The sequence below is a fragment of the Paraburkholderia sp. GAS82 genome (assembly GCF_050436285.1).
Lineage (GTDB): Bacteria > Pseudomonadota > Gammaproteobacteria > Burkholderiales > Burkholderiaceae > Paraburkholderia > Paraburkholderia phenazinium_B.
The window spans coordinates 22,570-48,056 of record NZ_JBNDLX010000008.1 but is presented as its reverse complement, the minus strand read 5'-3'; the positions used below and the strand labels follow the sequence as shown (position 1 = coordinate 48,056).

Here is a 25,487-nt window from a genome sequence, read left to right as displayed (position 1 = left end):
TGAATACTTGTTCATATGTATGCGGACCATGTTGCCCCTATCCACTGACGACCGCGACGACCCTGTAGTGCCGCTTGCCGACCTGTTCCGTTTGCTCGGAGATCCAACGCGCTTGCGTATCGTGCTGGCGTGTGTCGACGAGCAGCGCGCGGTGGGGGCGATTGCGGAATCGCTGGGGCTGTCGCAATCGCTGGTAAGCCATCACCTGCGCCTGTTGCGCGCGGCGCGCATTGTGCGCGCGGAGCGCCAGGGCAAGCAGGTGTTCTACCTCGCGGCGGACCGTCACATTAGCGGCATGCTCGCGGGCATGCTCGAGCACGTGGCCGAACCGCTGAGCGAATTTTCCCTGGATCAGTCATGACGAAACCACCCGTCCCTGACAGGCCCGCAGAGGAGCGCGAGGATGATCACGCGCCGATGTGGCTTTATGGGTTAGATGCAGACGATGCGGACGCCGGTGAGCCGGCGCGTAAAGCCGCGCGTGGAGAACACGACGGACACGATCACGCAGGGCATGGCGACGTTGGTCACGATCACGCGCATGACCACGGCACAGACGACGATTGTTCCAACGCCAAGGGCCACTCTCACGCCCACAATCACAGCCACGGCGGCCACCACCATCATCACGCGCCGGCCGCGGGCAACGGGCGCGCCTTCGCCATCGCGGTCGCCCTGAACGTCCTGATCGTCCTTGTGCAGGCCATTTACGGCGTGATCGCTCACTCGACTGCGCTGCTCGCCGACGCCGGCCACAACCTGTCGGACGTGCTCGGCCTGTTGCTGGCCTGGGGCGCTATGTGGCTCACCACGCGACGGCCCTCGGCGCGCTACACCTTCGGCTATGGCAGCACGTCGATTCTCGCCTCGCTGGTGAATGCGGGCTTGCTGCTGTTCGCGTGCGGCGTGATCGTCGCGGAAGCGGTCAACCGCCTGCTGAACCCGGCACCGGTCGCGGGGCTGACGGTGTTTGTCGTCGCCACCGTCGGCATGCTCGTCAACGGTTTCTCGGCGTGGCTTTTCATGCGCGGCCAGAAGGAAGACCTCAATATTCGCGGTGCTTTCCTGCACATGGCGAGCGACGCATTGATCTCGGCTGCCGTCGCGGTGAGCGGCCTCATCATTATCGCTACCCGCTGGAGCTGGCTCGATCCCTTGATGAGCCTCGTCGTCGTCGCCGTAGTCGTGTACGGCACGTGGGGACTGCTGCGCGATTCCGTGCGGCTTGCGCTCGATGCCGTTCCGCCCGGCGTCGACCTGCCGGGCATCCGCGAGTACCTGGCCGGTCAACCGGGCGTCACGGATGTGCACGATCTGCACGTATGGGCCCTGTCCACCACCGGCAACGCGCTCAGTGCGCATCTGGTTATTCCAGCTGGCCACCCGGGCGACGCGGTCGTCGATGCCATCGTGATCACGCTGCGCGAAAAATTCGCGATGCAGCACGCCACGCTGCAAGTCGATCTCGGCACCAGCCATCACCATTGCGCCCTCGAACACCCGCACGCGCACTGACCGCGATTGACGCGCTGCACCGTCAGGCCGCGGGGCAGCGGCGTACACTAGGCGGCATGTTGGTCTCCGGAGATCCGCATGGCCGCCGCTTCATACGATGCGTCGCCGGTGCTGGTCGTTGGGGCGGGCCCAACCGGGCTCGCTGCAGCGATGAGCCTCGCGCGCGCACACGTTCCCGTGCGTCTGATCGACAAGGCGTCGCAGCCCAATCCGCACTCGCGCGCGATTGGCATCCAGGCGCGCACGCTCGAACTGCTTGAACAGCATCGTCTCGTCGAGCCGTTTCTCGCGTTGGGTCATCGGGCGCGCGCAGCGAATCTTTATTCCAATGGACAGCGCCTTGCACGCCTCGATTTCGATCCGTTGCAGACGCGTTATCCGTATGTGCTGTTCCTCGATCAGTCCATTACTGAACGCTTGCTGACCGCGCATCTCGTGACGCTCGGCGTGCTCGTCGAACGCGGCGTCGAGCTGACGGAGTTGGCGCAAGGTCCGGACGGGCTCAGCGCGACCTTGCAACGCGCGGATGGCAGCAGCGAAACGATGCATCCTTCGTATCTGATCGCAGCGGACGGCGCGCATAGCGCGATTCGTCGCCGGCTTGGGATGAGCTTCGCCGGCAAGCCTTTCGAGCAGACCTTTTTGCTGGCCGATCTGCATGCCGACACGGACTGGTCCGATGACGAGTTTCATATCTTCGCGTCGGGCGAAGGGCTCGCGGGATTGTTCCCGATGGGCGGGCAGCGTTACCGGCTGATTGCCGATCATCCCGCGATACCTGTCTCGCCGGAGTCCGGCGCGGCGCCGGTGCAGCCGGATTCGTCAGGCGGTCAAGACGCGGCAGGCGCGGCCAGTGGCGACGCCTCCGCGTCTTCTACCGGCTCTGCGGCAGCATCGGTTGCTTCCCCGGATCAGGCGCAGGGAGCCTCCGCCGCACCCGGATTCGCGCCTTCGCCCTCGCTCGAAGAATGCCGCCTGCTTGCGGCCCGGCGTATTCATCACCCGGTGAGATTCGAAGACCTGAAGTGGTCGGCACGTTTCCATCTGAACCGGCGCATGGTCGAACAATTGCGGGTCGACCGCGTGTTCCTCGCGGGCGACTCGGCGCATGTCCATAGTCCGGCGGGCGCCCAGGGGATGAACACGGGGATCCAGGAAGCATTCAACCTGGGCTGGAAACTGGCCCGCGTGATTCGCGGCGGTGCGCCGGACCGCCTGCTCGACTCTTATCATCTGGAGCGGCATCCGATCGAACGCGATGTGTTGCGGCAGACCAGCTTCGTCACGCAGCTGGCAGAGGCTGATCACGGGCCGCTCAAACTGTTGCGCGAACGTGTGATGCCCGCACTTGCCGCGCTGGGTCCGCTGCGCGATGCCGCGCGTCTCACGATCAGCGAACTGGCGATCCAGTACCGGCGCAGCCCCCTCACGCTCGAGCGGGTGCTCGACGGCGGTCCGCGCGCGGGCGAGCGTGCGCCGGACGCGCTCGTGCATGTGGTCGACGGACCGCTTGGGCGGGCGCCTGGTATCGGCTGCATTTTCGATCTGCACGATCCGGCGTTTTTCTCGCTGTTTCTGCTGCTGGAGCCGGAGAGTCCCGATGAAGCGCCGCTCGATCCACCCGCGAGCCGACACGCGACGCGTGATACGGATCTTGACCGGCTGAGCGCGGACATCGAGCGGTTGTTGCCTGGCGCCGTGCGTATCTGGCGGGTCAGCGATATGGAAGGCGAGGGTGCGCCGTCACTCTCAGAGTCCTACGGACGCACACGGCCGGCGTTCTATCTGGTGCGCCCGGATGGCTACATCTGCGCGCGCGGGCGGCCAGCGTCAGATGTGAACGGCCTGCTGCGCCACTGTGAAGCGTGGTTTGCAAAGAGCACGACGCAACATGACGCAGCAGCAGGCGACCAGCTGAGGCTGTGACAGCGCGCGGCGTGAAGATAGAAGCCGGAAAGCGTCTTCTCCCAGCACCTAAGCGGCCGAAGCCGCCGCTGGCGTCAACTGAACGCGATTCGCGAGCAAAGCCTCCTTGACGATCGGCGATATCGCCAATCCACCCGCATCCGGCCGGTCAACCGCCGCCAGCAGCGCGCGCCGCATCCGCGGTTCCCAGAAACGGCGAATGTGATCGGCGATGCCGGCGAGTGCCTCTTCACGGTCCGGCATCGAATCGAAAAAATCGCCGATCCGGTTGGCCATCTCGATCAGGTTCTGTTCATCCATGGCGCGCCCTCATTTGCCCGAGGTGACATTGGCCAGTTCGCGCTGGCGCAGCAAATCGAGCTGCTCCGTATTGAAACGCGAATAGTCCTTCTGCCACTGCGACGGCTGTTCCACTGGCATGACCTGCACGGCGGTCACCTTGTATTCGGGGCAATTGGTGGCCCAGTCGGAACTCTCGGTGGTGATCACGTTGGCGCCCGATTCGGGGAAGTGGAACGTCGTATAGACGACGCCCGGCTGCATCCGCTCGGTGACTTTCGCACGCAACACCGTCTGTCCCGCGCGCGATTCGATGCCAACCCAGTCGTCCATCTTGATGCCGCGCTCTTCGGCATCGTGCGGATGGATTTCCAGGCGGTCCTCGTCGTGCCAGCGCGAGTTCTCGGTACGACGTGTCTGCGCACCCACGTTGTATTGCGACAGGATGCGTCCGGTAGTGAGAATCAACGGGAATTTGCGCGTGACCTTTTCCGGCGAGGCAATGAACTTCGTGATCACGAATTTGCCCTTGCCGCGCACGAAAGTGTCGATGTGCATTGTCGGTGTGCCGTCCGGGGCGTTGTCATTGCATGGCCACTGGATGCTGCCGAGCTGGTCGAGCTTCGCATACGAGACGCCATGGAAGGTCGGCGTGAGACGCGCAATTTCGTCCATGATCTCGGACGGATGCGCGTAATCCATTTCATAGCCGAGCGCGCGGGCCAGCATCACGGTGACTTCCCAGTCCGCGTAGCCGGGAATCGGCGGCATCACCTTGCGCACGCGCGAAATACGGCGCTCGGCGTTCGTGAAGGTGCCGTCCTTTTCGAGGAATGATGAGCCAGGCAGCAACACATGGGCGTATTTCGCGGTTTCGTTCAGGAAGATGTCCTGCACGACGATGCATTCCATCGACGACAGCGCTGCCGACACATGATGCGTGTTCGGATCGGACTGCACGATGTCTTCGCCCTGGCAATAGAGTCCCTTGAAGCTGCCGTCGAGCGCGGCGTCGAACATGTTGGGAATGCGCAGGCCCGGTTCCGGTTGCAGGGTGACGTTCCAGGCCTCTTCGAAGAGGCTGCGCGTGGTGGTGTCGCTAATGTGGCGGTAGCCGGGCAGTTCGTGCGGGAACGAGCCCATGTCGCACGAACCCTGCACGTTGTTCTGGCCACGCAGCGGATTCACACCAACGCCTTCGCGGCCGATGTTGCCGGTGGCCATCGCGAGGTTGGCGATTCCCATCACCATGGTCGAGCCTTGCGCGTGCTCGGTGACGCCCAGGCCGTAGTAGATTGCGGCGTTGCCGCCGTTTGCGTAGATGCGGGCGGCTTCGCGCACGTTCTCGGCAGGCACGCCGGTAATCTCAGCGGTGGCCTCCGGCGCGTTTTCCGGCAGTGCGACAAACGCACGCCATTGATCGAACGCGCGCGTGTCGCAGCGCTCGGCGATAAACGCTTCGTTAAGCAAACCTTCCGTGACGATCACATGGGCGAGCGCGTTCACGACGGCGACGTTCGTGCCCGGCCGCAATTGCAGATGGTGCGACGCCTTGACGTGCGGCGTATCGACGATATCGATGCGGCGCGGATCGACCACGATCAGCTTCGCGCCTTCACGCACCCGGCGCTTCAGACGCGAGCCGAACACCGGGTGACCGTCGGTCGGATTCGCGCCGATCACCATGATGACGTCGGCCTTGTCCACGGACGCGAAGGTCTGCGTGCCGGCGGATTCGCCGAGCGTGGTCTTCAGGCCGTAACCTGTTGGCGAATGGCACACGCGTGCGCAGGTATCGACATTGTTATTGCCGAACGCAGCGCGTACGAGTTTTTGTACCAGGTACGTTTCTTCATTCGTGCAGCGCGACGAGGTGATGCCGCCGATCGAATCACGTCCGTGTTTCGCCTGGATGCGGCGGAACTCCGAGGCCGCATAGCTGAGCGCTTCTTCCCAACTCACTTCGCGCCACGGATCGGTGATCTTTGCGCGAATCATCGGTTTCGTAATGCGGTCCTTGTGGGTGGCATAGCCCCACGCAAAACGGCCCTTTACACAGGCGTGACCTTCGTTGGCCTGGCCGTTTTTGTTCGGCACCATGCGCACGACCTGGCTGCCCTTCATTTCCGCCTTGAACGAGCAGCCGACACCGCAATACGCACACGTAGTCACGACCGAGTGTTCGGCCTGGCCCAGCATCACGACGCTCTTTTCCTGCAGTGTCGCGGTCGGGCAGGCGGCCACGCAGGCGCCGCACGAGACGCATTCCGATTCCATGAACGGCGTGTTTTCGCTCGCGGCGACGCGCGATTCGAAACCGCGGCCGGCGATCGTCAGCGCGAATGTGCCTTGCGTTTCTTCGCAGGCACGCACGCAGCGATTGCAGACGATGCACTTCGACGGATCGTAGGTGAAGTACGGATTCGATTCGTCCTTCTTGTCTTGCAGATGGTTCGCGCCGTCAAAGCCGTAACGCACTTCGCGCAAGCCCGTCACGCCCGCCATGTCCTGCAGTTCGCAATCGCCGTTGGCGGGACAGGTCAGACAGTCGAGCGGGTGATCGGAGATGTACAGCTCCATCACATTGCGGCGCAGCGACTGCAGGCGGTCCGTCTGCGTGCGAACTTTCATGCCTGCTTCGACAGGTGTCGTGCACGAGGCCGGATAGCCGCGTTTGCCTTCGATCTCGACGAGGCACAGGCGGCACGAGCCGAATGGTTCGAGTGAATCGGTGGCGCATAGCTTTGGCACGTTAACGCCAGCTTCGATCGCGGCCCGCATGACGGAGGTGCCGGCCGGCACGGTGACAGCCTGGCCGTCGATTTCCAGCGTCACGTCTATATCGGCGTGGCGCAGCGGCGTGCCGTAATCGGTGTCGTCGAAGGGCGAGCGGGGTTGCGTGCTTCGTTGCGCCTGCGCTTGAGTCTTGCATGCGCAGTTGCCGGAGCCGCAACCGCCGGCAGTGGATTTGAGCGCGTCGGACATGGTGGGCTCCATGATCAGGCCGCCGCCGCGTTGGGCTGGACGGCGTCGAGACCGAAGTCTTCGGGGAAATGGTCGAGTGCGGACAGCACCGGGTAGGGCGTCATACCGCCCATCGCGCAGAGCGAGCCCGACACCATCGTGTCGCAGAGGTCACGCAGCAATTGCACCTGGCGCGTCGCCGTATCGCCGTTGCGAATTCGTGCGATTACTTCGACGCCGCGCGTCGAGCCGATCCGGCACGGTGTGCATTTGCCGCACGATTCGAGCGCGCAGAAGTGCATGGCATATTGCGCCAGTTCCGCGAGATTCGAGGTATCGTCGTGCACCACGATGCCGCCGTGACCGACGACCGCGCCGACCGCGGCGTACGCTTCGTAATCGAGCGGAATGCCCCACTGGCTCTCAGGCAGATAAGTGCCGAGCGGGCCGCCTACTTGCACGGCGCGGGCGGGCCGACCGCTTGCGGTACCGCCGCCGTAGTCGTAGATCAATTCGCGCAGCGTCACGCCGAACGCGAGTTCCACGAGGCCGCCCTGTCTGATGTTGCCAGCGAGCTGGAACGGCAGCGTGCCGCGCGAGCGGCCCATGCCGAAGTTTTTATAGAACGCCGCGCCGCGGGCGAAGATAATCGGTACGGTGGCGAGCGTGATGACGTTGTTGATGACCGTTGGCTGTCCGAACAGACCCACCAGGGCCGGCACGGGCGGCTTGGCCCTTACGATGCCGCGCTTGCCTTCGAGCGATTCGAGCAGCGCGGTTTCTTCGCCGCAGACGTAAGCGCCGGCGCCTTTGGCGACCTGGAGTTCGAAGCGGTGAGCGGAGCCGAGCACACTGTCGCCGAGCCAGCCGGCGTCGCGCGCGCGTTCGATAGCGGCTTCGAGCGTCGCGATCGCATGCGGATACTCGCTGCGTACGTAGATGTAGCCTAGCGTCGCACCCGTCACGATCCCCGCGATGATCATGCCTTCGATCAATACATACGGATCGCTCTCCATGATGAGGCGGTCGGAGAACGTGCCGGAATCGCCTTCGTCTGCGTTGCAGACGATGTACTTCTGGGCCGCTTTCGCACCGCGCACCGTGCGCCATTTGATGCCGGCGGGAAACGCCGCGCCGCCGCGGCCGCGCAGACCTGATTCGATCAGCGCTTCGCAGGCGGCGTCGCCATCGGCGGCGAGGGCCTGCTTCAAACCTTCGAGGCCGCCATGCGCGAGGTAGTCGTCGGTCGACAATGGATCAGTGATGCCGATGCGCGCGAAGGTCAAACGCTGCTGCTTCTGCAGATACGGAATCTCGTCGACGATGCCGACATGGCGCGGATGAGCGCTGCCGTCGAAGCTCGCATCAACGAATCCCGCGTCGAACAACGATACGACATCAGCTGCGTCGACGTTGGCATAGCCGACCCGTCCGCGCGGTGTGGCGACTTCGACAAGTGGCTCGAGCCACAGCAAGCCGCGCGAGCCGTTGCGGATCAGTTCGATGGCGATACCGCGCTGTGCTGCTTCACGTGCAATCGCATCGGCGAGCGCATCGGCGCCGAGTGCAAGCGCGGCTGAATCGCGAGGAACGTAGATGCGCGTCATGCCGTTTCCTCCGCGCGTTTCACCTCAGCGGCAAGCAGTGCGTCGAACTTCGACGATGTGAGCTTTGCGTGCAACGTGCCGTTGATCGTCAACGCCGGCGACAGCGCGCATTGACCGAGGCAATACACCGATTCGAGTTCGACGACCGCAGGCTCGCCATGCCGCGGTTCGGCGTCGAAGCGGCACCCGGTGCGCGCTTCGATGTGCTGCGCCAGCGCCTCGGTGCCCATGCTGCGGCAAGCCTCGGCGCGGCACAGTTGTACGGTGACCGGCGCGGCCGCGCGAGTACGGAAGTGGTGGTAGTAGGTGAGCACGCCATGCACTTCCGCCCGCGACAGGTTCATCGCCCGCGCGAGCGGCGCGACGGTAGCGGGAGGCACAAAGCCAAGCTCGTCCTGGATGGCGTGCAGCACGGCCAGCAGAGAGCGGCCGGGGAGTGCGTGACGCTGCACCAGTTGCTCAGGTGCGATTGCGTTGGAATCGTCCAAAGTGGGGGGCTCCTCCGAAGTCTAATATGCACTTGTATTTCATAAAGTGTGCACGTATGCTTCATTCGTTTCGTGTGTATACGTCGAACGATAGGCGGGTGAAGGGCCTTTCGCAATAGGAAGCAGAACGACATATATGATCAGGATTGAATGTCATGCACAGCTGGTCGTCCGCGACCCGGACGGCCGCGAAGCCAGCCTGACGGATGTCGTGCAGCTATTGGCGCTCGTCGACGAAGCAGGCAGCATTGCCCAGGCTGCGACGCTTAAGGGTTTGTCCTACCGTCACGCCTGGGGTTTGCTGCGCAGTATCGAAGAACGCCTGGGCGGTCCGCTGATCGCCAAGGAGCGCGGGCGTGGCTCGGTGCTATCGGAACTCGGCCAGGCCGTGTTGCGGGCGCAGCGTCTCTGTAGCGAACGGCTCGACGGCAATATGCGCGCGCTGGCAAGCGAGGTGGCGAGCGATCTGAACCGTTGGCTCGCACCCCCCGCCGACGATGTGCGGATACATGCTTCGCACGGCTACGCGGTGGCGGCGCTTGTCACTGCGCTTGTTGCGGACGAAGTGCCCGTCGAAATCAAGTATCGCGACAGTGCCGACGCAGTCACCGCGCTGGCGCGAGGCGAGTGCGATCTGGCTGGCTTTCACCTTCCTCGCGGCGAATTCCGTGCGGTGTGCGCGAATACCTACCGGCGCTGGCTTGATCCCGAGCGCCATGTGCTGGTTCATCTGACACAGCGGAAACAGGGGCTGTTTCTGTCGAAGGGCAACCCGAAACGGATCAGCGGATTACGCGATCTTGCGCGTGACGACATCCGCTTCGTGAACCGGCAGCCGGGCTCCGGCACACGTATGCTGCTCGATCTGGCGTTACGTCGCGTGGGCGTGGACCCCGATCGGGTCAACGGCTATGCATCGACCGAGCTGACGCATTCCGCGATCGCCGCCTTTGTGGCCAGCGGTATGGCCGATGTGGGCTTCGGCGTCGAGCCGGCGGCCCATCACTTCGGGCTGGAGTTCGTGCCGATCGTCGACGAGGACTATTACTTCGCGTGCAACCGGGCGCAACTGGAACGTGCGCCGCTTGCGACCGTGATTGAAATGCTGCGCAGCGCTGCCTTCAAAAGCGGTGTGGCCCGGCTGGAAGGATACGATCCGCAGGACTGTGGTGCGCTGCTGAATCTCGATGACGGACTCGGTCCGGTTCCAGCGTAAGCGGCAGTAACAAGGTGAAACCGGGGCACCGCTGCGCGGCCGTGGCGTATGCGATACTCTTGGGCCTTACGGTTTAGCCTCAACTGCGCGGCCCGCCGCGCTGGATCGATATGAACGTTCTACTCAAAGTTTGTGCTGTGGCGGCTACGGTCGGCGCGCTGTTTGCCACTGTCTCGATCTCTTTTGCACAGAATTCGCCGGGCGTGCCGGGTGGCATTCTGAGCGATGAATTCCATCTGCAGGAGCATCCGCAGATGCCGTTTGCCGCTTCGGCGCCGACCAAGAAATTTCAGTCTGACAAGAAATCGGAGATGCGTAAAAAGGGCGACCTGGGTGATCCGGACGGCTGCAATCTGCAGTGCCCGGACGACTGATAGCTTAGGCTGTCGTGGCCTCGACGCTCTAGTGTGCGGCGGGCGGATCGAGGCCGGTGCTGGCGACGTCGGGCGCAGCCTCGGGCGAGGCGAGAAAATCGAGAAACTGTCTGGCTTCGCGTGGATGGGTTGCACCCACCGGGATACCGGCTGCGTAACGCGTGACCGACTGCAGCGACTCCGGAATCTTGCCGACGAACTCGGTACCGGGCCCGGCAGTAACTCGCTCACCTGCTGAAAGCCGAGTTGATAGTCGCCCTTGGCGACGACCGAGCCTACCGGGATCTTGGGGATCATCGTGGCCTTCGGTTTCATCTGGGCCTCGATGCCCATCTTCTCGAAGAGCTCATTCCCGATATAGACGCCGCTCGCGCTATCCGAATACGCCACTGACTTTGCATCCAGCAAGGTCTCTTTGAACGCTTCCACGCTGCCGATATCCGGCTTGGGTTCTCCGGCGCGAACTACCATGCCGATGCGCGAATCGGCCAGTTCGACCCGCGAACCGGGCATCACTTTGCCCTCGGCGATCAGCTTGTCGAGCGCGTAAGCCACCATGATGATGACATCCGCTGGCTCCTTGCGAGCGAGGCGGTTGGGGATCGCTTCGGGCGCATTTGCCATGGATGGGCCGTAAGCCAACGTAGCAACCAGCGGGGAAACGGATCTGGTGTCTGTGTTTGACTTCGCCAGGAATGCATTTCTAATAGCGGGCTTTTTCCCGGCAATTGTCAGAAATGCAGTCCACTTTATAGGATTATTTATTTGGAGGTCGTTGAATTTTCCATTTTTGGAGATGGAAAATTCTGAAACCAACGTCAAATACTTTGATGGGGTTGCCCGGGCTTTCTGCGTGCGTCTCAATCGATTAATTTGTAAGTAATTGATTTTTATAAGTGTATCTAATTTCATAGAAAGCCTTTTTTAAGAAAAGGCACGACTGGCTAATATTGATGCCAGTTTGTTAAAATGTATTTGTATCGATCAATACCCCCGAAATTTTATGCTAGGATTCGCCTCGCTCAAAAAATGAGTAGTAATCGTCTTGGGCAATTTTAATAACTTTATTTACAGAGGTTTTCCATGCAAAAAATCGATCGTTCCGCGCTCGCCAAGTCCGCTGTTGCTGGTGGTTGCTGCAAGTGCTGCTGCCAGTCCTCGTCGTCGAAGCCGGCAGCCCCGGTTAGCAATGGCCGCGGCGTGTAATTGATGGTGTGGCGGGAGGTCGTCCTGATCGGGCGCTCTCCCGCCTTTCGCATGAACATCGATTTCGCAAGACTTTCAAGATGGTCGGCGTTGCTGGGAAATTTCGCCTCGCGCCAGTTCTTTCGGGTGAAGGGTGCGTTGATTGCCCAACTCCCCCTGGTTGCTATTGCGCCTGTGACTGCAACGGCCTGGCGTGTCCAGGCACTCTTTGATTCGGGTGCTCGCTGGCGCGGTGCAGAGCGTTGTGAGTTTGCCCGTGGCATTGCCGGCAGCGCGCCCCTTGATACGGGTAGCGTCGCCACGACAGGCGAGCGCGAGCGGCTGATCGACCAACGGATTTACTTCGGCAGGCTTCTGCGAGGCACCGAAGCGTGGCCGGACCTCCAGGCTGTCGCAAACGAACTGGCGAACCAGATCCGGCGATTACAGGCTGCCAGCCCAGGGAAGCCGATCTTCGTGTCCCCGTTTCATTACGTATCGCAGTACGCCAACATTTACGTGATCGACGAAATGCGGGAGCTTCTCGGGTTAGCGTCGATCGCCGTGGTGTCGGGCGTGCCGCGCAACATCTACGGCGAAGACCACGCGCAGATACCTGGCGTCCAGGTGCTCTACACGTACGGCGAAGACAATCGGAACGGGCTCGGCTTACGCCTCGCGCGGGCGCTCAAGCGCAGCGGTGTGGCAGTGTTGTTTGCCGATGTGCCGCCATATGCGCTTCATCGCTTTCCGATGGAGACTGTCGGCGTATCGATGTTCGGACACGCTGCCCGGATTCACAACGGTGTGTTTCGTCTCGGCACGCAATTCGAAGCGTTATTGCTCCCGTTCTATCTTCGGTTTGAACGTGGACGCTTCAGGGGCGAACTACTGCCGCCGGTATCGTTGACTCATCCGGACGCGCCGCAACAGTTGGCCGGATACATCGAAAAAGCGTTGACAGATAACTGCGAGCATTCGCTCGTGGTGGGGCACCCGTCAATGTATGGGTTCGCGGCGAGCAAGTAACACGCATCTTCGGCTGTGCGCACATTCTGCGGCGCACGGCATGCGGATGACATCGAGACACGTAGAGTTGGCTCGGGTCGACAAGAACAGTTTATGGAACCTATCAATCTACCGCAATTCAGGGACATTTCGTCCCGCTGGATTGGCTATATAACGTCGGCGATTCTCATTGCGGCGATTGCTTTCTCCTTTGTGTACGAAGTGGAACTCAAGCAGGACGCGCGCGCCGAAATCGTCTCGCCTTCTGACGTCAAGGTTCAGGGAATGAGTGGGCTCGTTGCGGACGTTTATGTGCACAACAACGATCATGTGGTTCCGGGTACGCCGTTATTCCGGCTCGAGCGCGATCTCACACTGGCGAGCGACGGTCAGCGGCGCCCGCTATTCGATGCCGCCATGCGCGACGAGCAGACTCATGCAGTTGAAGCGCAATATAGCCAACGCAGGGCTGCACTCACGGTGCAACTCGACAATGCAAGGCTAACGGAGCAAAGCCGTAGCGCCGAACTGGGTGCAATCGACGAGCAGATCGCGCAGAACCGGGAACTGGTGGAAGAGTCCGGCCGCAAGCTGACGCGACTCGAATCGGTATCGGACTACGTCACCGCAGACCGGATAGAGCAGGCGCGGGCAGACACGCATCAGGCACGCGTGGTGGTTGCACAGGGCGCCGCCCGGCGTCAGCAGTTGCTTGCGGAGCGGGCCACCGCGAAGACCACGCAAACAGAACTCGAGGCGCAGTTGAACGAACTGGACGCGCGGCAGGCTCGCGACATTCAGGACATCCGCATTCGCTTCGAGGAGAACCGCCAGAACACTACGATTTCTGCGCCGGAAGCGGGTGTCGTCACGTATTCCGATCTCGTGCCCGGTCGTACGCTGACTCCGTCGGACGTCGCGCTCGTGATCACGACACGCAAAGGCGGCGGCCTGCGTGCCGCGCTACGTATTCCATCACGGCGGCGCGGCTTCGTACGCGAGGGCCAGATAGTCCGGCTCAAGCTCGATGCATTTCCGTATGCCCGCTTCGGCAGTTACGAGGCCCGCATCGATTCAATCTCCCGCACGACGGTGCATTCAACCATGTCGCCGACCGGTGCATCCGAAGCGAGTGCGCCGGACGGCGACTACATGGCGTGGGCCACCCTCGCCGGCAACCAGTTCGAATTCGGCCGGCAACGTTTCGACATCCTTCCGGGCATGACTGGCACAGCAAGCATCGTCGTCGAACGTCGGACGATCGCGGAGTGGGTACTCGAGCCGCTTTTCCGCATTCTGCGAGGCTAAGGTGCGCGCAATCTATCAAAACGAAGTGGCCGAATGCGGCTACGCCTGTCTCGCGATGGTGTTATCGCATTTTGGTCGCGCAACCGAAGTTCGTGAGTTGCAAGCGCATAGGCCCATCTCCGCCAACGGGCTGACGTTGATGGACCTATACGATGTGGCGACCGAGTTCGGTCTGGCGGTGCAGCCGTACCAGTTCGACGCCTCCCACCTGAAAGAGATCAAGCGGGGGTCAATCCTTCACTTTGGCGGGGCCCACTTTGTCGTCTTCGAAAAGCTGGGACGTGGTTATGTGCAGGTGATCGATCCGGCGAGCGGCCGGCGTCGCGTGTCGATGCAAACCTTCGTCAACAACGTTTCCGGCTACATGCTGGAATGCTCGCCGACGCCGGCCCTGCCGCGGCTGCGCGAACGGTCGCGCGTTCCGGCAGCGCTCGAGCGGGTGCGCTTGCTGAACCCGCAATTGCGGGCGCAGATCCTCAAGGTGATGTTCATCGCGCTCGGCAGTCAGAGCGCGATCCTCGCCATGCCCTATCTGGGCAACCTCGTGCTCGACAACGTCGTCGCCGCGGATAACCTGAATCTGCTGAATGTGCTCATCGTCACGTTCAGCGTGATTTTTATGGTGGGCGCCTTGAGTCAGTACACCCAGGGTTACCTGGTTGAACTGGCGCACGGACTTGTGCAGATGAACATGGCCGAAGGTCTGATGGCGCATCTTTTGCGTAATCCGCTTTCTTACTTTGAAAAGCGGCACGTTGGGGATCTTTTCGCGCGCATCAAGGCACAGGACGAAATCAGCGCTTTCTGTACGCGAACATTCATCTCGCTGGGCATCGATATCGCCGTTGGCATGCTCGCGCTTGCATTGATGCTGATACAAAGCCGGCTGCTGACCGCGATCGCCGTCGGGCTTTTCCTGCTTTACGCCGCGATTTCCCTCTTGCTCTTTTCCCGCATGCGCGACACGCATGCGCTCGTGCTCGAAGAAACGGCGCGCTGCGATGACACGATCTTTGAGACCATACGGGCCGCCTCGCTCATCAAGCTATCGCAAGGCGAAGTGCGACGCACGGCCATGTTCATGGCAAAGTACCGCGCGTTTATTGCAGCAACGGTCCACAGCAGCCGGCTCTCCAGCGTACGCGACGCGATCCTGAAGCTCGTCAGCTATGTGGAAACGCTGGCCATTACGTGGTTTGCCGCACGGCTCATGCTGGGTGGTGTTATATCGGTAGGCGTTTTTTATTCTTTCCTGATTTACAAGTCGTTGCTCTCGGAGCGATTTGCACGCTCGATCAATGCGGCGTTTGAATATTTCATGCTCAGCGTGCCAGTGTCGCGGGTTGGCGATATCGTCGACTGCGAACCGGAGCGCTATACGCCCGCGAGCGATACTCTTAAAACGGTAGAGGTTCAGACCTTCCAGCAGATCGACGTGCGAGACGTCACGTTCCGCTATGGCATATCGGATCAGCCGGTGCTGATGCGCGCGAACATCACGATTCGCAAGGGCGACAAGATCGTCATTACCGGGCCGTCGGGCAGCGGCAAGTCCACGCTGTTCAAGTTGCTTGCCGCCGCTGAGCCGATTCAGGAGGGCGAGATCACGCTGAATGGCATTGCGTGGCCAAATCTTACCGTCGACGAGATTCGCCGGCATGCGGTGCACATGCGTCAAGGCGACCTCATCCTGCACGGTTCGATTGCAGACAATATTTCACTCTTCGCTGGCAGCGCGGATGAGGCGCGCATTCACGCGCTGCTCGACGAAGTTGGGCTACTCGCCGACGTCATGCGATTGCCGATGCGCACGCGCACCATCGTCAGCGACACTATTGCAAATATCTCTGCCGGTCAGCGGCAACGTCTCTTGTTGGCACGCGCGCTATATCAACAGCGCGAACTGTTACTGCTTGACGAACCGACCTCAAATCTCGACCCGGCGTCTGTACAGCGGGTTGTCGCGCTTTTGCAGCGGCTCAACCGGACCGTGGTCGTTATCACCCATGACATGTCGTTGGCAGCGGCCTTCGACACGTGCTACCGGCTGGTCGATGGCGAACTGCTGCGCGAAGTGCGCCAGCCGGAGACGTACCGAGGCGTGCTGAACGATCACGTGGTAGACCATGAATAGGCGGACGTTGTTGGCGGCGTCGATTGCCGCCATGGCAGCACTGTTGGGGCATGTTAACCCCGCTTGCGCGGTCGACCTGTTGTCGGTCGTCGAACAGGCTAGCGACCATGACGCGGACCTTGCCGCGATGCGTGCGGCTTCAAGAGCCGCGCAGCAGGCGGTGCCCAAGGCGCGGGCCGGTTTGCTGCCGCAGGTGGGCGGCGGCTGGGGGCGTGCCTATAACAGCACGGCAATCGACGGCTTGCCTCGCACCGCTTACTGGCAGAACGGGTGGACCGTCAGCTTGACGCAGCCAATCTTCGACTGGAGCCGTTGGACCACTTACCGGCAGGCCAGTTTTGTCGAAGCGCGCGGCGTAGTCGAAGTTGCGCGTGCGCAGCAAGTGCTGATTTTGCGAGCCGCGCGCGCGTATTTCGACGAACTGGCAGCAGAAGACGAAGTTGCCAGAGCGGTTGACTATAACGCGGCGCTCGACGCACATATGCATCAGTTGCAGCGCAGGCAGTCAGCGGGGGAGGCGACGGTGATCGACTTGCAGGAGGCAGAGGCCGGGACGGAGCAGGCACAACTGCAACTGGCGGATGCGCGTAACGATTTGCTGTTAAAGCGTATCGCGATTGAGCAACTCACTGGCCAACCGTTTTCGGCACTATCGCGACTGTCGGACGAAGCAAGATTGCCGCGTCTGGAGCCGGACAACGGCGAAGCATGGGCCGCGCAAGCGGAAGCGCACGATTACGCAGTGCAACTCAAGCAGATTGATCGTCGGATTGCCGAACTCGATGTAGAGAAGGCGCGTGCCGCCTATTATCCGACGGTTAATCTCACTGCTACGCATTCTCCAGCCGGGGCCGCGGCCGGCTACAGCGGACCAACCACGACTTCCACAGCGATGCTCTCGATCTCCATTCCGATCTTCGAAGGCGGCGAGACGGAAGCGAAGCTCGATGAATCGGCAGCGCTTGAGGATAAGGCACAAAACGAACTGCTGTCGGCGACCCGTCAGGCGGGCGGGACCGCCCGCGAGAACTGCGCGCGATTTCTCGCGGGCGCGGCTCGGATCGAATCGCTGTCGCGGCTCTTGCAGACGTCTCGCGCCGCTGTTGCTGCTACGCAAATGGGTTATAGGGTTGGGAGCCGGACGAGTTCCGATGTGCTGCGGACCGTTGACGTTTTCTATGCGACCCGCCGCGATCTGATTCATGCGCGCTACGACATCCTGCTGGCGCTGTTGCAGTTGAAGGGCGTTACCGCTTCGCTGACAACAGACGAAGTGGCGCAGGTGAACTCGCTCTTATTGCCGGCTGACGTGCCGCAAGCTTCGCCGAGCGTACGTTGATTGTGCGCAAAACGAAAAAACCCGCGAAAGCCAAGGCTGTTCGCGGGTTATTCGTACGGCTTGATGCTTGATACAGGTGTTCTGGTGGAGGCGGCGGGAATCGAACCCGCGTCCAGAAGCACTCTACGACCAGTTCTACATACTTAGTTCTGTCATTTGATTTAACCGCAGCGACGCGGACGAACACGCTGCACTACGGCGATTCACTAGATTTTCGACCCGGACGTCGTGACACCGCCAAGGCTTAACTGACGTATATGACCTCTGTCGGTATTGCTACCGGTCTTGCGACTCTAGCCCGTCAGTGAACTAGGCAGAGGACGGCGGCCCTTAGGCTGCCAGTGCGAACGTATCGTCGTTTGCAGTTACGTTTTTCCCATTGATTAACGAGGTGACGGGTCCTCGGTATGCCCTAGCCGCTTCGCAACCCCTGTCGAAACCAGGTCGCCCCCGCGGTTTGTTGCCCCAAAATTGCTGGGCCAAAGTAGATTTTACAATAGAATGACAGCCCTGTCCCGACTGTCTTTGGATCGGACAATGTTCCGGCGCCTTGGTCAGCTGATCTCTCGCAGCAGTTTTTGCAGTTCTGCCGTCGACCGGACCACGTGTTGGGCATGCCATTGGGTCGGAGGAATGTCGTTACCGCAGTAGCCGTATGCAGCCGCCACGGTCACCATACCTGCTGCGAAGCCCGCCTGGACGTCACGCAAGTCGTCGCCCACGTAGACGATCCGCTCCGGCGCGAGATCCAGTTCGCGCGCCGCGTGCAGCAACGGCGCTGGATGCGGTTTCGAGTGCGGCGTCGTATCGCCGCTCACCACGCATCCCGCACGCAGATCGAGTCCCAGCAACGCCACCAGCGGCTCCGTCAGGCGCGCAACCTTATTCGTCACGATGCCCCAGCGCACGCCGCGTGCATCCAGTTCGTCGAGCACGGCGTCGATGCCCTGGAAGAGTGTCGTTTCGATGCAAAGGTCAGCCTCATAGTTGGCGAGAAATTCGTCGCGCATTGCCGCGTAATCGGGATGCTCCGGCCCTATGCCAAAAGCGCCGCCAATCAGCCCGCGCGCACCGGCCGACGCCAGCGGGCGCAGGTCGTCGAGCGGCACCATCTCGAGGCCGCGTTCGTGGCGCATCTTGTTGACGGCGGCGGCCAGATCGGGCGCTGTGTCGGCGAGTGTGCCGTCGAGGTCGAACAGGACCGCCTGGCAAAGGCCGATGGAGGCGTCTTCGTCTTCGCGTTGCGGCAGAGGAGTGGCGTCGCTCATGGATGCGTTCGTTGGAGTCGTTGCGCGTCAGGCGTCGCGGCGGCAGGCGAGCATATAGTTGATGCTCGTGTCGTCCGACAGCGCGAAATGCTTGCTGAGCGGGTTATATACGATGCCTTTGATGTCCGCGGTGTGCAGGTCCGCGGCGCGGACAAAGCCCGCCAGTTCCGACGGACGGATGAAGCGCGCGTAGTCGTGAGTGCCCTTGGGTAGCATCCGCGCAATGTATTCCGCGCCGATCACCGCAAACAGGTAGGACTTCACGTTCCGGTTGAGCGTCGAGAAGAACACCCAGCCGCCCGGTTTCACGAGCGTCTTGCAGGCAGCGACGATGGCCGCTGGTTCGGGTACGTGCTCGAGCATTTCCATGCAGGTCACGACGTCGTAGGTGCCGGGCTCGCGGGCCGCCAGGGCCTCGGCGGCGATTTCTTCGTAATCGACGGTTACACCGCTTTCAAGGCTGTGAAGATCTGCGACCCCGAGCGCCTGACTCGCGAGGTCGATTCCCTTTACGTGGGCACCCAATCCAGCCATCGATTCCGACAGAATGCCGCCGCCGCAACCGATATCGAGCACCCGCTTGCCGGCAAGGCTTACATGGGTGTTGATCCAGCTCAGCCGGACCGGATTCAATTCGTGCAGCGGTTTGAATTCGGCGTTCGGGTCCCACCAGCGATGTGCGAGATCGCTGAATTTCTGAAGTTCGTGGGGATCGGCATTGGTCATGGCGGATACGGGCCTTGATGAGAGCGGGTGGGCGGGTGTCGAGGATAAAGCCTGAGTATATAGGCCGAGGCACAGGGCGGCAAAATGCCCGGGCAGGTCGGCCGCTCGACGCTGACCTGAGACCGAATCTGCCGTGGCCTGCGCAAATTCAACGCCTCAGACGCGCTTGGACATAAAAAAAGCCCCGCCGAAGCGGGGCTTTGATACTGCGGTAATTTGGAGCTTACTGCTTCGAAGTACCCACAACTTCGACTTCCACGCGACGATCCGGTGCGAGGCAGGCGATGAGAGCCTTGCGGTTCTTCTGGTTGCAGCCGGTCGTAACCGGGTTGCGCTTGCCCTTGCCTTCCGTATAGATACGGTTGGCTTCGATGCCCTTGCTGACCAGGTATGCCTTGACAGCTTGAGCACGGCGCAGCGACAGGCGGTCGTTGTACTTGTCCGAACCGATACGGTCCGTGTAACCCGTTGCAACCACGACTTCGAGGTTCAGGCCACCGATCTTCGATGCGAGATCATCCAGCTTTTCCTTGCCGCCCGGCTTCAGGATAGCCTTGTCAAAGTCGAACAAAGCGTCAGCTTGGTACGTAATCTTCTGGCTCGAGATAACCGGAGCCGGTGCCGGCGGTGCCGGCGGGGTCGGTGCCTGAGCAACCAGCGCGCCATCGCACTTTGCGTTAGCGGTTGCCGGCGTCCAGAATGCATCGCGCCAGCAGAGTTCGTTCGTGCCGTTCATCCACACGTACTCGCCCGTGCCGTTCACCCAGTTGTCGTTCGTAGCTTGTCGCGACGCCGGCACCGACTGTGCCATTGCGGATGCAGCCACAACTGCGGTAGCTGCAATGAACGCGAGCTTTGAAAGTTTATTCATATTTCTCCTCTCGAAATTGAGATTACCGCAGGTTTACTGCGAGCTTGTTGACGATGACAAGTCATACATTGCTCGAAGTATAACATTGGTGCGGAACAAAAAACGCGCTGTGTAGACTTCGAGCAGTGTCTAACTCTTTGTGCGTTGGCATTTTGCCATATCGTTCCCTTCCCACGTAAAAAAATCTGCCCCCTTTCCATACCCCTGTCCGATTGTGGTGCGTCCGCAACAGGAGCTTTGGTGGAGAGCAGTCTGCCCCGCCAGTCATGGCTGCGAGCTGAATAGGGGCCAGCATAAATCGGACCTGCTCCTGCTTCGCGCCAGAAAGTTCCCTGATTTGTTAACGGATTTGCGTCCCGAGTTGTTCCCGCGTCTGCCGGGCTTTTCTTTGGAGCCTCTCTGGCGCCCCTGGCGCACTCCCCACTAATAGGTATACGTGCCCCAGCCGGGGATGGATGCCTCGCGTGTTAGAATCGCGTGATGCGTTGCGTCTGCAGCGCCTACGCGAAGGCATGGTCCCGCCATCGTCTTCGCACGTAAAAGATACGGATAATGGATCAATTCGCCAAAGAGACTCTGCCAATCTCCCTAGAGGAGGAAATGCGCCGTTCGTATCTCGATTACGCGATGAGCGTGATTGTAGGGCGTGCGCTTCCCGATGTTCGCGATGGCCTGAAGCCGGTGCACCGGCGAGTGCTGTACGCGATGCACGAGCTGAACAACGACTGGAACCGAGCTTACAAGAAGTCGGCGCGTATTGTCGGCGACGTGATCGGTAAATATCACCCGCACGGCGACACGGCTGTCTACGACACGATTGTCCGGATGGCGCAGGACTTCTCCCTGCGCTATATGCTGGTGGACGGTCAGGGCAATTTCGGTTCGGTCGACGGCGACAACGCCGCGGCGATGCGTTACACCGAAATCCGCATGTCCAAGATCGGCCATGAGCTGCTCGCCGACATCGACAAGGAAACGGTCGATTTCACGCCGAACTACGACGGCAGCGAAAACGAGCCGGCCATCCTCCCGGCGCGCATCCCCAATCTGCTGATCAATGGCTCGTCCGGGATCGCGGTGGGGATGGCAACCAACATCCCGCCGCACAATCTGAACGAGATTGTCGACGCCTGTCAGCATCTGCTGAAGAATCCGGAAGCGAGCATCGACGAACTGATCGAGATCGTCCCGGCGCCCGACTTCCCGACGGCCGGCATTATCTACGGCGTCGCCGGCGTGCGCGACGGCTATCACACCGGTCGTGGCCGCGTCGTGATGCGCGCGCTCACGCACTTCGAGGAAATCGACCGCGGCCAGCGTATGTCGATCATCGTCGACGAGTTGCCGTACCAGGTGAACAAGCGCTCGCTGTTGGAGCGGATCGCCGAACTCGTCAACGAGAAGAAGCTGGAAGGCATCTCGGACATCCGCGACGAGTCGGACAAGAGCGGCATGCGGGTCGTGATCGAGCTGAAGCGCGGCGAAGTGCCTGAGGTCATCCTCAACAATCTGTATAAGGCGACCCAGCTTCAGGATACGTTCGGCATGAACATGGTCGCGCTGGTCGACGGCCAGCCGAAGCTGCTGAACCTGAAGGAAATGTTGAGTTGCTTCCTGTCGCACCGGCGGGAAGTGCTGACGCGGCGCACAGTATACGAACTGCGCAAGGCGCGCGAACGCGGTCACGTGCTGGAAGGCCTGGCTGTGGCGCTCGCCAACATCGACGATTTCATCGCAATCATCAAGGCGGCGCCGACTCCGCCGATCGCGAAGCAGGAATTGATGAACCGTCCGTGGGACTCGTCGCTGGTTCGCGAAATGTTGGCGCGCGCCGAGACGGAAAACGCTTCGGCTGGTGGTCGGGAAGCGTATCGTCCTGAAGGACTGAACCCCGCGTTCGGCATGCAAGCAGACGGTCTCTACCGTCTGTCCGACACCCAGGCGCAGGAAATCTTGCAGATGCGTCTGCAACGCCTGACGGGTCTGGAGCAGGACAAGATCATCGGCGAGTACCGCGAAGTGATGGCCCAGATTGCCGACCTGCTCGACATCCTGGCGCGTCCGGAGCGCATTACGGCGATCATCGTCGACGAACTCACCTCGATCAAGGCCGAATTCGGCGACGCCCGCCGTTCGAAGATCGAGCTGAACGCCACCGAGCTGAATACCGAAGACCTGATCACGCCGCAGGACATGGTCGTGACCATGTCGCATGCCGGTTATGTGAAATCGCAGCCGTTGTCGGAATATCGCGCCCAGAAGCGCGGAGGTCGCGGCAAACAGGCGACTTCCATGAAGGAAGACGACTGGATCGACACGCTCTTTATTGCCAACACGCACGACCACATCCTGTGCTTCTCGAACCGCGGCCGCGTGTACTGGGTTAAGGTCTACGAGGTGCCGCAGGGCTCGCGGAACTCGCGCGGCCGGCCGATCGTCAACATGTTCCCGCTGCAGGACGGCGAGAAGATCACGGTGGTGCTGCCGGTCAAGGAATTCTCGGCCGACAAATATGTGTTCATGGCCACCGCGTTAGGAACGGTAAAAAAGACGCCGCTAGAAGCCTTTAGTCGGCCGCTGCGCAAGGGTATTATTGCGGTCGGTCTAGACGATGGTGATTATCTGATCGGCGCCGCTATCACCGACGGTCAGCATGACGTCATGCTGTTCTCGGATTCGGGCAAGGCAGTGCGCTTCGACGAGAACGACGTGCGGCCGATGGGACGGGAAGCGCGTGGCGTTCGCGGCATGCAGCTTGACGATGGGCAGCAGGTGATTGCGCTGCTGGTCGCGGGCGACGAGCAGCAGTCAGTGCTCACTGCCACGGAAAACGGCTTCGGCAAACGCACACCGATCTCCGAGTACACCCGCCACGGGCGTGGTACGAAGGGGATGATCGCGATCCAGACGTCGGAACGCAATGGCAAGGTGGTGGCGGCGACGCTGGTGGATTCCGAAGCCCAGATCATGCTGATTACCAATACGGGCGTGCTGATCCGCACGCGCGTGTCGGAAATCCGTGAAATGGGCCGCGCAACCCAAGGTGTTACACTCATCAGTCTTGATGAAGGAACGAAGCTTTCCGGTTTGCAGCAGGTTGCTGAGGCCGAAGCTGATGTGGAAGGTGACGCCGAAGGTCCCGCTGACGGTGACGAAGGCGGTGAAGAGGGCGGAGCAGCCTGATTCGCACCGGCAATCATGTACAGGGTGAACGCTGCGGGGACGCAGACTGGCGCATCGGGCCGATGCGCAGTCCACGCAGCATGCAGTTCGACTAATTTCTCTTAGGGAGTAATGATGCAAATAGGATTCAAACAGTTGATGTTGCTGGCTGCTTTCGTGCCGACCTTTGCAATGGCGCAGGCGCTTCAAAGTCAAACGCCGGCTCCGGCAGACAACAGCACCGCTGCTGCAGCTCCGGTTGATCCGGCCAAGCAGGCTGCGATCAAGGATCTGCTGGACGCGATCGACGCGCAAAAGCTCGTCGGCGCAATCGGTAACAGCGCGCAAATGCAAGCGAAGCAACTGGTTCCCGCTATCCTGTCGGACGCTTTGAGCGAAAACAAGACGATGTCGGACAAGCAGAAGCAGGCTTCCGTTCCGACGCTGCAGAAGAATGCTGTGCCGAAGCTGGTTGACTCGGCAGGGCAGGTCTTCGCAACGGATTCGTTCCGTCAGGACGCAATGCAAGCTCAGTACGACGCTTACGCGAAGTACTACACGACGTCGGAAATCAAAGATCTGACGGCGTTCTACAAGAGCCCGACGGGCCGCAAGTTCATCCAGGTTCAAGACCAGGTTGGCCGCGACGTCGTGAACGGTCTGATGCAGAAGTACATGCCGCAATCGATCAAGGCAACGCGCGCTCAAGCCGATTCGGAAGTTGCTTCGGTCAAGCCGCCGGTTACCAAGTAAGCAGGTCGCTCGGGCTTCGCGGGTTTGGTTGATACCGCTGGCGCTCGCGTCGCTATCCGACGAGTAAGCGGCTTGCCACAGGCGCCTCACGGCGCCGGGTTTTGGCGGCTGGGTTTGGCGGGGTAGCGGCGTCAATGCGATAATGGCCGTTTGCGCACACGCGCAGACGGCCATTTTCTTTTCAGGCGCGAAATTGCACGGTTTGCTCACCGCGCGCCTGCTTCAGGGATTTCACGATGCGCGTCTTTAATTTCTCGGCCGGACCTGCGGCCATGCCCGAAGAAGTGCTGCGTCACGCAGCCGACGAGATGCTCGACTGGCATGGCAGCGGCATGAGCGTGATGGAAATGAGCCATCGCGGCAAAGAGTTCATGTCGATCCACGAGGAAGCGCTAACCGACCTGCGCGAGTTGCTGGACGTGCCGGCGAGCCATCGTATCCTGTTCCTGCAGGGCGGCGGGCTGGGCGAAAACGCCATCGTGCCGATGAACCTGTTCGGCTCGAAGCCGCGCGCGGATTTCGTGGTGACGGGCTCGTGGTCGCAGAAGTCGCTGAAGGAAGCGCAGAAGTACGGCACCGTGCATGTTGCCGCGAGCGGCGAGACGGCTGACGGTTTTACCCGTGCTCCGGCGTACGCCGAGTGGCAATTGTCTGACGATCCGGCCTACGTCCATCTGTGCACGAACGAGACGATTCACGGCGTCGAACGGTTCGAGATTCCCGACCTGGGCGATATCCCGCTGGTCGCCGACGCGTCGTCGCATATCCTGTCGCGTCCCATGGACATCGCCAAATATGGCGTATTGTTTGGCGGGGCGCAGAAGAATATCGGCATGGCTGGTGTCACCGTGGTGATCGTGCGCGAAGACATGCTTGACCGGGCAATGAGCATTTGCCCGTCGGCGTTCGAGTGGAAAACCGTCGCCGCCAACAATTCCATGTACAACACGCCGCCCACCTATGCGATCTACGTCGCCGGGCTGGTGTTCAAGTGGTTGAAAAAGCAGGGCGGCCTCGCCGCCATGGAAGCGCGCAATATCGAGAAGTCGAAGCTCCTCTACGACACCATCGACGCCAGCTCCTTCTATCTGAACAAGGTTGAACGCGCTTCGCGCTCGCGGATGAACGTGCCGTTCTTTCTCGCGGACGAAACGCGTAACGAAGATTTCCTGGCCGGCGCGAAAGCGCGCGGGCTAGTGCAGCTGAAGGGCCACAAGTCCGTCGGCGGCATGCGGGCGTCGATTTACAACGCGGTGCCGCTCGAAGGCGTCAAAGCGCTAGTCGAGTACATGAAGGAATTCGAACAGCGTAGTGCTTGAGCTGAAGCTCAGGCGCGCGCATCCCTTCACGCAGTTTTCCGGCAG

The 25,487-nt window shown here is 61.1% G+C and carries 19 protein-coding genes, 1 other RNA gene and 1 pseudogene; 12 read left to right on the top strand and 9 right to left on the bottom strand.

Going from position 1 to position 25,487, the window contains the following annotated elements:
• Positions 1-19 precede the first annotated feature (19 nt).
• The 3 genes from P3T17_RS24215 to P3T17_RS24205 all read left to right on the top strand — a co-directional run bounded on the left by P3T17_RS24215 (position 20) and on the right by P3T17_RS24205 (position 3,441).
• Entirely contained in the window at positions 20-361 is a 342-nt protein-coding gene (locus P3T17_RS24215) for an ArsR/SmtB family transcription factor (RefSeq protein WP_429409171.1), read from the top strand.
• Between the two features lie 56 nt (positions 362-417).
• A complete protein-coding gene (locus P3T17_RS24210; RefSeq protein WP_429409365.1) occupies positions 418-1,515 on the top strand; it encodes a cation diffusion facilitator family transporter in 1,098 nt (365 codons plus the stop codon).
• Positions 1,516-1,593: 78 nt separating this feature from the next.
• Positions 1,594-3,441, top strand: coding sequence for an FAD-dependent monooxygenase (locus P3T17_RS24205; RefSeq protein WP_429409170.1), 1,848 nt, complete (start codon positions 1,594-1,596; stop codon positions 3,439-3,441).
• 48 nt (positions 3,442-3,489) lie between these two features.
• Here P3T17_RS24205 and P3T17_RS24200 read toward each other — a convergent pair whose 3' ends face one another.
• From P3T17_RS24200 to P3T17_RS24185, 4 genes are read right to left on the bottom strand one after another with little or no spacing between them, the layout of a single operon-like run.
• Positions 3,490-3,741, bottom strand: a complete 252-nt coding sequence (locus P3T17_RS24200; protein ID WP_429286959.1) for a formate dehydrogenase subunit delta — start codon at positions 3,739-3,741, stop codon at positions 3,490-3,492.
• Between the two features lie 9 nt (positions 3,742-3,750).
• Positions 3,751-6,705, bottom strand: coding sequence for a formate dehydrogenase subunit alpha (gene fdhF, locus P3T17_RS24195; protein WP_429409169.1), 2,955 nt, complete (start codon positions 6,703-6,705; stop codon positions 3,751-3,753).
• A 14-nt stretch (positions 6,706-6,719) separates the two neighbouring features.
• Positions 6,720-8,291: a formate dehydrogenase beta subunit gene (locus tag P3T17_RS24190; RefSeq protein ID WP_429409168.1), complete on the bottom strand. Its 1,572-nt coding sequence runs from the start codon at positions 8,289-8,291 to the stop codon at positions 6,720-6,722.
• The gene (locus P3T17_RS24185) at positions 8,288-8,779 is read right to left on the bottom strand and encodes an NAD(P)H-dependent oxidoreductase subunit E (RefSeq protein ID WP_429409167.1); all 492 of its coding nucleotides are present in this window, start codon (positions 8,777-8,779) and stop codon (positions 8,288-8,290) included. Before P3T17_RS24185 ends, P3T17_RS24190 begins: the two co-directional genes overlap by 4 nt.
• 136 nt (positions 8,780-8,915) lie before the next feature.
• Here P3T17_RS24185 and P3T17_RS24180 point away from each other — a divergent pair, with 136 nt between their 5' ends.
• Positions 8,916-9,995: a substrate-binding domain-containing protein gene (locus P3T17_RS24180; RefSeq protein WP_429409166.1), complete on the top strand. Its 1,080-nt coding sequence runs from the start codon at positions 8,916-8,918 to the stop codon at positions 9,993-9,995.
• 110 nt (positions 9,996-10,105) lie between these two features.
• Positions 10,106-10,369 carry a hypothetical protein gene (locus tag P3T17_RS24175; RefSeq protein ID WP_074263708.1) on the top strand — a complete coding sequence of 88 codons (264 nt, stop codon included), beginning with the start codon at positions 10,106-10,108 and terminating at the stop codon, positions 10,367-10,369.
• Between the two features lie 28 nt (positions 10,370-10,397).
• Here the strand turns inward: P3T17_RS24175 and P3T17_RS24170 are convergent.
• Positions 10,398-11,011 (bottom strand): annotated as a pseudogene (locus tag P3T17_RS24170) (substrate-binding domain-containing protein); the annotation flags it as partial.
• A gap of 615 nt (positions 11,012-11,626) precedes the next feature.
• Here P3T17_RS24170 and P3T17_RS24165 point away from each other — a divergent pair.
• The 4 genes from P3T17_RS24165 to P3T17_RS24150 all read left to right on the top strand — a co-directional run bounded on the left by P3T17_RS24165 (position 11,627) and on the right by P3T17_RS24150 (position 17,343).
• Positions 11,627-12,583 (top strand): hypothetical protein, encoded by a 957-nt coding sequence (locus P3T17_RS24165; RefSeq protein ID WP_429409165.1) that lies wholly within the window; start codon positions 11,627-11,629, stop codon positions 12,581-12,583.
• Between the two features lie 93 nt (positions 12,584-12,676).
• Positions 12,677-13,870 carry an HlyD family secretion protein gene (locus P3T17_RS24160; protein ID WP_429409164.1) on the top strand — a complete coding sequence of 398 codons (1,194 nt, stop codon included), beginning with the start codon at positions 12,677-12,679 and terminating at the stop codon, positions 13,868-13,870.
• A gap of 1 nt (position 13,871) precedes the next feature.
• Positions 13,872-16,004: a peptidase domain-containing ABC transporter gene (locus P3T17_RS24155; RefSeq protein ID WP_429409163.1), complete on the top strand. Its 2,133-nt coding sequence runs from the start codon at positions 13,872-13,874 to the stop codon at positions 16,002-16,004.
• Positions 15,997-17,343 (top strand): TolC family outer membrane protein, encoded by a 1,347-nt coding sequence (locus tag P3T17_RS24150; RefSeq protein WP_429409162.1) that lies wholly within the window; start codon positions 15,997-15,999, stop codon positions 17,341-17,343. The genes P3T17_RS24155 and P3T17_RS24150 overlap by 8 nt, the downstream gene beginning before the upstream one ends.
• An 82-nt stretch (positions 17,344-17,425) precedes the next feature.
• Here the strand turns inward: P3T17_RS24150 and ssrA are convergent.
• The 4 genes from ssrA to ompA form a co-directional block, all read right to left on the bottom strand.
• Positions 17,426-17,795: a transfer-messenger RNA gene (gene ssrA / locus P3T17_RS24145) on the bottom strand.
• Between the two features lie 102 nt (positions 17,796-17,897).
• Positions 17,898-18,611: an HAD family hydrolase gene (locus P3T17_RS24140; RefSeq protein WP_429409161.1), complete on the bottom strand. Its 714-nt coding sequence runs from the start codon at positions 18,609-18,611 to the stop codon at positions 17,898-17,900.
• A 27-nt stretch (positions 18,612-18,638) separates the two neighbouring features.
• Positions 18,639-19,337, bottom strand: coding sequence for a bifunctional 2-polyprenyl-6-hydroxyphenol methylase/3-demethylubiquinol 3-O-methyltransferase UbiG (gene ubiG, locus P3T17_RS24135; RefSeq protein WP_074263715.1), 699 nt, complete (start codon positions 19,335-19,337; stop codon positions 18,639-18,641).
• Positions 19,338-19,560: 223 nt separating this feature from the next.
• A complete protein-coding gene (gene ompA / locus P3T17_RS24130; RefSeq protein ID WP_074263716.1) occupies positions 19,561-20,208 on the bottom strand; it encodes an outer membrane protein OmpA in 648 nt (215 codons plus the stop codon).
• 552 nt (positions 20,209-20,760) lie between these two features.
• Here ompA and gyrA point away from each other — a divergent pair.
• From gyrA to serC, 3 genes are all read left to right on the top strand, one after another.
• Entirely contained in the window at positions 20,761-23,391 is a 2,631-nt protein-coding gene (gene gyrA / locus P3T17_RS24125) for a DNA gyrase subunit A (protein ID WP_429286968.1), read from the top strand.
• 114 nt (positions 23,392-23,505) lie between these two features.
• The gene (locus P3T17_RS24120) at positions 23,506-24,123 is read left to right on the top strand and encodes a DUF2059 domain-containing protein (protein WP_074263718.1); all 618 of its coding nucleotides are present in this window, start codon (positions 23,506-23,508) and stop codon (positions 24,121-24,123) included.
• A 236-nt stretch (positions 24,124-24,359) separates the two neighbouring features.
• Positions 24,360-25,442, top strand: a complete 1,083-nt coding sequence (gene serC / locus P3T17_RS24115; protein WP_074263719.1) for a 3-phosphoserine/phosphohydroxythreonine transaminase — start codon at positions 24,360-24,362, stop codon at positions 25,440-25,442.
• The last annotated feature ends 45 nt before the right edge of the window (positions 25,443-25,487 follow it).

Coding starts and splice junctions, on each gene's coding strand:
- P3T17_RS24215 (WP_429409171.1), top strand. CDS start 20: ATGCGGACCATGTTGCCCCTATCCACTGACGACCGCGACGACCCTGTA.
- P3T17_RS24210 (WP_429409365.1), top strand. CDS start 418: ATGTGGCTTTATGGGTTAGATGCAGACGATGCGGACGCCGGTGAGCCG.
- P3T17_RS24205 (WP_429409170.1), top strand. CDS start 1,594: ATGGCCGCCGCTTCATACGATGCGTCGCCGGTGCTGGTCGTTGGGGCG.
- P3T17_RS24200 (WP_429286959.1), bottom strand. CDS start 3,741: ATGGATGAACAGAACCTGATCGAGATGGCCAACCGGATCGGCGATTTT.
- fdhF (WP_429409169.1), bottom strand. CDS start 6,705: ATGTCCGACGCGCTCAAATCCACTGCCGGCGGTTGCGGCTCCGGCAAC.
- P3T17_RS24190 (WP_429409168.1), bottom strand. CDS start 8,291: ATGACGCGCATCTACGTTCCTCGCGATTCAGCCGCGCTTGCACTCGGC.
- P3T17_RS24180 (WP_429409166.1), top strand. CDS start 8,916: ATGATCAGGATTGAATGTCATGCACAGCTGGTCGTCCGCGACCCGGAC.
- P3T17_RS24175 (WP_074263708.1), top strand. CDS start 10,106: ATGAACGTTCTACTCAAAGTTTGTGCTGTGGCGGCTACGGTCGGCGCG.
- P3T17_RS24165 (WP_429409165.1), top strand. CDS start 11,627: ATGAACATCGATTTCGCAAGACTTTCAAGATGGTCGGCGTTGCTGGGA.
- P3T17_RS24160 (WP_429409164.1), top strand. CDS start 12,677: ATGGAACCTATCAATCTACCGCAATTCAGGGACATTTCGTCCCGCTGG.
- P3T17_RS24150 (WP_429409162.1), top strand. CDS start 15,997: ATGAATAGGCGGACGTTGTTGGCGGCGTCGATTGCCGCCATGGCAGCA.
- P3T17_RS24140 (WP_429409161.1), bottom strand. CDS start 18,611: ATGAGCGACGCCACTCCTCTGCCGCAACGCGAAGACGAAGACGCCTCC.
- ubiG (WP_074263715.1), bottom strand. CDS start 19,337: ATGACCAATGCCGATCCCCACGAACTTCAGAAATTCAGCGATCTCGCA.
- ompA (WP_074263716.1), bottom strand. CDS start 20,208: ATGAATAAACTTTCAAAGCTCGCGTTCATTGCAGCTACCGCAGTTGTG.
- gyrA (WP_429286968.1), top strand. CDS start 20,761: ATGGATCAATTCGCCAAAGAGACTCTGCCAATCTCCCTAGAGGAGGAA.
- P3T17_RS24120 (WP_074263718.1), top strand. CDS start 23,506: ATGCAAATAGGATTCAAACAGTTGATGTTGCTGGCTGCTTTCGTGCCG.
- serC (WP_074263719.1), top strand. CDS start 24,360: ATGCGCGTCTTTAATTTCTCGGCCGGACCTGCGGCCATGCCCGAAGAA.